Source organism: Streptomyces sp. CO7 (assembly GCF_053474865.1).
Genome location: NZ_JBRIOU010000006.1, coordinates 59,886 through 65,416 on the forward strand (window position 1 = coordinate 59,886; position 5,531 = coordinate 65,416).

Annotated in this window: 6 protein-coding genes; 4 read left to right on the top strand and 2 right to left on the bottom strand. The window is 74.6% G+C overall.

The window, feature by feature from the left end; translation table 11 throughout:
• From ACOV8S_RS21610 to ACOV8S_RS21625, 4 genes are all read left to right on the top strand, one after another.
• The coding region (locus ACOV8S_RS21610) for a cobaltochelatase subunit CobN (protein ID WP_448319550.1) at positions 1 to 1,338 on the top strand (1,338 nt) is incomplete at its 5' end.
• The gene (gene cobF, locus ACOV8S_RS21615; RefSeq protein ID WP_448319551.1) at positions 1,335 to 2,078 is read left to right on the top strand and encodes a precorrin-6A synthase (deacetylating); all 744 of its coding nucleotides are present in this window, start codon (positions 1,335 to 1,337) and stop codon (positions 2,076 to 2,078) included. The genes ACOV8S_RS21610 and cobF, both read left to right, overlap by 4 nt.
• Positions 2,075 to 3,556 carry a cobyric acid synthase gene (locus ACOV8S_RS21620; RefSeq protein ID WP_448319553.1) on the top strand — a complete coding sequence of 494 codons (1,482 nt, stop codon included), beginning with the start codon at positions 2,075 to 2,077 and terminating at the stop codon, positions 3,554 to 3,556. The genes cobF and ACOV8S_RS21620 overlap by 4 nt, the downstream gene beginning before the upstream one ends.
• Positions 3,553 to 4,281 (top strand): cobalt-precorrin-6A reductase, encoded by a 729-nt coding sequence (locus tag ACOV8S_RS21625; protein ID WP_448319554.1) that lies wholly within the window; start codon positions 3,553 to 3,555, stop codon positions 4,279 to 4,281. The genes ACOV8S_RS21620 and ACOV8S_RS21625 overlap by 4 nt, the downstream gene beginning before the upstream one ends.
• 12 nt (positions 4,282 to 4,293) lie before the next feature.
• Here the strand turns inward: ACOV8S_RS21625 and ACOV8S_RS21630 are convergent, their stop codons facing one another.
• Both ACOV8S_RS21630 and ACOV8S_RS21635 read right to left on the bottom strand, forming a co-directional pair.
• Positions 4,294 to 4,671 (bottom strand): signal peptidase I, encoded by a 378-nt coding sequence (locus ACOV8S_RS21630; RefSeq protein ID WP_448319556.1) that lies wholly within the window; start codon positions 4,669 to 4,671, stop codon positions 4,294 to 4,296.
• 11 nt (positions 4,672 to 4,682) lie between these two features.
• A complete protein-coding gene (locus tag ACOV8S_RS21635; RefSeq protein WP_448319557.1) occupies positions 4,683 to 5,393 on the bottom strand; it encodes a hypothetical protein in 711 nt (236 codons plus the stop codon).
• Positions 5,394 to 5,531: the final 138 nt, after the last annotated feature.

The window sequence follows — 5,531 nt, forward strand, 5'->3', positions numbered from 1 at the left end:
GTGCTGGAGTTCGCCGCCGAGCAGGTCGTGCCGCGGCTCGCCCGCACCACCGAGGAGCTGGACCACGTGGTGCACGCCCTCGCGGGCGGGTTCGTGCCGGCCGGGCCGTCGGGTTCGCCGCTGCGCGGCCTGGTGAACGTGCTGCCGACCGGGCGCAACTTCTACACCGTGGACCCGCGGGCGGTGCCGTCGCGGCTGGCCTGGCAGACCGGTCAGGCGATGGCGCGCTCGCTGGTGGAGCGGCACCTGGCGGACACCGGGAGCTACCCGGAGTCGGTGGGCCTGTCGGTGTGGGGCACGTCGGCGATGCGCACCTCGGGCGACGACGTGGCGGAGGTGCTGGCGCTGCTGGGCGTGCGGCCCGAGTGGGACGAGGCGTCCCGCCGCGTGTCGCGGCTCGAGGTGGTGTCCCTGGAGGAGCTGGGGCGTCCCCGGATCGACGTCACGGTCCGCATCTCCGGCTTCTTCCGCGACGCCTTTCCGCACGTGGTGGCGATGCTGGACGACGCGGTGCGGATGGTCGCCGTGCTGGACGAGCCGGAGGACCGCAACTTCGTGCGGGCGCACGCCCGGGCGGACCTGGCGGTGCACGGGGACGAGCGCCGGGCCACCACCCGCATCTTCGGCTCGAAGCCGGGCTCCTACGGCGCGGGCATCCTGCAGCTGGTGGAGTCGGGCAGCTGGCGCGACGACCGCGATCTCGCCGAGGTGTACACGGCGTGGGGCGGCTTCGCGTACGGCCGTGGTCTGGACGGCGTGCCGGCGGCGGACGACATGCGGGCCAACTACCGGCGGATCAAGGTGGCGGCGAAGAACATCGACAGCGCCGAGCACGACATCGCGGACTCCGACGACTACTTCCAGTACCACGGCGGCATGATCGCCACGGTCCGGGCGCTGACCGGCTCCGACCCCAAGGCGTACGTGGGCGACTCGACCACGCCGGACGCGGTGCGCACCCGGACGCTGGCCGAGGAGACGGCCCGGGTGTTCCGCGCCCGGGTGGTCAACCCGCGGTGGATCGCGGCGATGCGGCGCCACGGCTACAAGGGCGCGTTCGAGCTGGCGGCGACGGTCGACTACCTCTTCGGCTTCGACGCGACGGCCGGCGTGGTGCACGACTGGATGTACGAGAAGCTGGCCGCCGAGTACGTCCTGGACGAGGAGACGCAGGAGTTCCTGCGGCGCTCCAACCCGTGGGCGCTGCACGGCATCGTGGAGCGGCTGCACGAGGCGGCGGACCGCGGCCTGTGGGCGGAGCCGGAACCGGAGACGCTGCGGGCGATGGCCGAGGTGTACCTGGAGGTCGAGGGCGAGCTGGAGGAGCGGTCCGAGTGAGCGCCGCGGTGAGGGTGCGGATCCTGGGCATCGGCATGGGGCCGCGGCACCTGACCGCCGAGGTCGTCGAGGCCCTGCGGGGCTGCGACTACGCGGTGGCCGCCCGCAAGGCGGAGGACGACGGGCTGCTGGAGGCGCGCCGCGTGGTGTGCGAGGCGCACGGCGTGGAGCTGGTGGAGGTGCCGGACCCGGAGCGTGACCGGCGCGACCCCAAGGACTATCCGGGGGCGGTGGCGGCCTGGCACGAGGCGCGGGTCGCCGCCTACGAGCGGGTGCTGGCCGCGCGCGGGGGGACGGTGGCGTTCCTGGTGTGGGGTGATCCCTCGCTGTACGACTCCACCGTGCGGAGCGTGGAGCGGATCGCGGCGCGCGGCGTGGTGCCTGTGGAGTACGACGTGCTGCCCGGGGTGAGCGCGCCGCAGCTGCTGGCGGCGCGCCACCGGATGGTGCTGCACGAGGTGGGGCGGCCGGTGCACGTGACGACGGCCCGCCGGCTGGCGGCCGCGGTCGCGGAGGGGCAGGAGAACATCGTGGTGATGCTGGGCGCGGAGCCGCGGTTCGAGGGGCTGGCGGACTGGTCCGTGTGGTGGGGGGCCAATCTCGGCACGGACGGCGAGGAGCTGGTGGCCGGCCGTGTCGGGGAGGTGCTGCCCGAGATCCTGCGGGCGCGCGAGCGGGCGCGGCGGGCGGCCGGGTGGGTGATGGACGTGTGTCTGCTGAGGAAGGGCGCGGTGGCGTGAGCGGGCTGCTGGTGGCGGGAACCACCTCGGACGCCGGGAAGAGCGTGGTGACGACGGCGCTGTGCCGGGCGTTCGCCCGCCGGGGGCTGCGGGTGGCGCCGTACAAGGCCCAGAACATGTCGAACAACTCGATGGTGTGCCGGGGCCGCGACGGGGTGACGGCCGAGATCGGGCGCGCCCAGTGGGTGCAGGCGGTGGCGGCGCGGGCGGTGCCCGAGCCGGCCATGAACCCGGTGCTGCTGAAGCCGGGCACCGACCGGCGCAGCCATGTGGTGCTGATGGGGCAGCCGGCCGGGGACGTCTCCTCGTCGAACTGGGAGGCGGGGCGCCGTCATCTGGCGCGGGCGGCGCACGCCGCCTACGACGACCTGGCCGCCCGGTACGACGTGGTGGTGGCCGAGGGCGCGGGGAGTCCGGCCGAGATCAACCTGCGGGCCGGCGACTACGTGAACATGGGGCTGGCCCGGCACGCCGGGCTGCCGGTGGTGGTGGTCGGCGACATCGACCGGGGCGGGGTGTTCGCCTCGATGTACGGCACGGTGGGGTTGCTGGAGGCGGCCGACCAGGCGCTGATGGCGGGGTTCGTCGTCAACAAGTTCCGCGGTGACGTGGGTCTGCTGCGGCCTGGTCTCGCCGACCTGGAACGGCTCACCGGGCGCCGGGTGTTCGGTGTGCTGCCGTGGGATCCGGGGCTGTGGCTGGACTCGGAGGACGCCCTCGATCTGGAGGGCCGCCGGGCGCGCGGGGACGCGGTGCGGCGGGTGGCGGTGGTGCGGCTGCCGCGGGTCAGCAACTTCACCGATGTGGACGCGCTCGGGCTGGAGCCGGACCTGGACGTGGTCTTCGCGTCGGGCCCCGGGGACCTGTCGGACGCCGACCTGGTGGTGCTGCCGGGGACCCGCTCCACGCTGGCGGACCTGGCGTGGCTGCGCTCGCGCGGCCTGGACCGGGCGGTGGTGGAGCACGCCCGGCGAGGGCGTCCGGTGCTGGGCGTCTGCGGGGGCTTCCAGATGCTCGGGCGGGTCGTCGCCGACCCTTACGGTGTCGAGGCGGAGCCCGGTTCGTCCGCGGAAGGGCTGGGGCTGCTCGACGTGCGGACCGACTTCTCGGCGGAGAAGACGCTACGGCTGCCCGAGGGTTCGGCGCTGGGGGCGCCGGCGTCCGGCTACGAGATCCACCACGGTCGGATCACCGTGGGCGACGGGGCCGAGGAGTTCCTCGGCGGGGCACGGGCGGGCAACGTGTTCGGGACGATGTGGCACGGCAGCCTGGAGGGCGACGCCTTCCGGTCGGCGTTCCTCGCCGAGACGTTGGGGTGCGCGCCCTCGGGGGTGCGGTTCGCCGAGGCGCGGGAGGCCCGGATCGAGGGCCTGGCCGACCTGGCGGAGAAGCACCTGGACGTCGACGCGCTGGTGGCGCTGGCACGCGACGGGGCTCCGGCCTCGCTGCCGGTGCTGCCGCCCGGAGGTGTGGGGTGAGGCTGCTGCTGCTGGGCGGGACCTCGGAGGCGCGGGAGCTGGCCGCGCTGCTGGTCGACGCCGGGATCGACGTGACGACCTCGCTGGCGGGCCGGGTCGCCCGGCCCCGGCTGCCGGTGGGCGCTGTGCGGATCGGCGGCTTCGGCGGTGTGCCCGGGTTGCGGGCGGCGCTCGCCGGCTACGACGCGGTGGTCGACGCGACGCATCCGTTCGCCCAGGGGATGAGTGGCAACGCCGAGGCTGCTTGCGCGAGTTCGGGGATGCCGCTGCTGCGGCTCGAGCGGCCGGGGTGGGAGCCGGATCCGGCGTGGTCGTACGTCTCCTCGCACGAGGAGGCCGCGGGGCGGGCCGCGGAGCTGGGGGCGCGGCCGTTCGTGACGGTGGGGCGGCAGGAGCTGCGCCGGTTCGTGCCGGCCCTGGCGTCGAGTTCCGTGCTGGCACGGGTCGTCGACGTGCCCGATCTCGAACTGCCGCCCGCGTGGCGGCTGGTGACCAGCCGGGGGCCGTACTCCCTCGTCGGTGAGCGGGAGTTGTTCCGCGAGCACGGCGCGGACGTGCTGGTGACCAAGGACTCCGGGGGCACGTACACCTGGCCGAAGATGGAGGCCGCGCGCGAGCTCGGCGTCCCCGTGGTGGTCGTCAGGCGGCCGCCGGGCGCGGCGGGTGTGCCGGTGGTCCACGACGTGGCCGAGGCGTTCGCCTGGGTCCGTGCGACGGCCGGCTGACCGGTCCGGTCCTCATGCCTCCCCGGCCGCGGGCACCGCGTAGCCGGGGAGGGAGGGCCAGCGCACGGTGAGCACCACCGACTCCTCCTCCGCGACCCAGGAGTGGTCCACGCCCTCGCCCCACACGACGTAGTCCCCCTGCCGCTCCAGCACGACGCTGCGGTGGGGGAACTCGACCCGGAAGCGCCCGCTGACGAGCACCTGCAGTGCGGTGCGCTTCTCACCGCGCACCCACTGGGCCCGCCGGTCGCCCCGGGGGTGGACGCCCCATTTGATCTCCAGGGCCTCGCTGTGCCGCGGGTCGCCCGGCTCCTTGAAGTGCCCCAGCAGCCAGCCCCGGTCGAGGGCCGCGTCCTGGCCGGCGTTGCCCGTGTACACGCTGTCGTCCATGGCCTCGGACGTTAGCAGTCACCCGGCCCGGACCTGCGGTGCGGGGCCGTGGCGCCGCCGGGGAAGCGGTACCGCTCGGAGCGCGCGCTGCCCGGCCCACGTTCGTCGGTCAACGTGACGTCGAGCCCGGGCCACAGGTGTGCCAGCGAGCCGAAGGTCTCCGCCAGCAGGTCGAAGGAGTGCTCGGCCGTGCCGAAGACGTCGGGGTCCGGCCGGAAGGTGATCACCGTGCCGTCCCCGGCGGCCCGGCCCGCCGGCAGGGGCCGGCATGTCGCAGCGCCGCGCTCGTAGCGCTGGGTCCAGTGCGTCCCCTGCCGCCGGACCTCCGCGTCCAGACGGCTCGACAGGGCGTTGGCGACGACCGGCCCTACGGCGAACGGGGCACAGCACACGCCGCGCCGGCCGACCGGCGGGGTGACGTACATGCCGGACAGCAGGTCCTCCAGGGTCGGGCTCTCCTCGTCCCCGGCCGCCGCGACGGGAACGCCCCGTCCGTGGAGGGTGATGCTCACGGAGCCGTCCGGCCGCAGGGTCACGGCGACACGATCGCCGTGGCCGGCGAGGACCTCGTTGAATGCCCAGTCGGACAGCTCGAACAGCTGGTTGTGCAGCCCTTGCGGCCCCGTCGACATCACGTACATGCCGGGGCGTCGCCTGATCGCCTGCAGGCCCTCCAGCACCTCGATGTGGCTCGCGTCGTACGTGACCTCGTCCTGGCCCACGAAGCATCCCTCGCCTCGGTCCGGTTGCTCTCGCAGCCTAGCGATGTGCACGTGCCCGCGCCGCCGCGAAGGTGGCCGCGGCGGCGCGGGCACGTGCACATCGCTAGGCTGCGAGAGCAACCGGACCGAGGCGAGGGA

What these genes read in the sequence shown, in the direction of transcription:
- ACOV8S_RS21630 (WP_448319556.1), bottom strand. Translation starts at nt 4,671, where the DNA reads ATGGACGACAGCGTGTACACGGGCAACGCCGGCCAGGACGCGGCCCTC.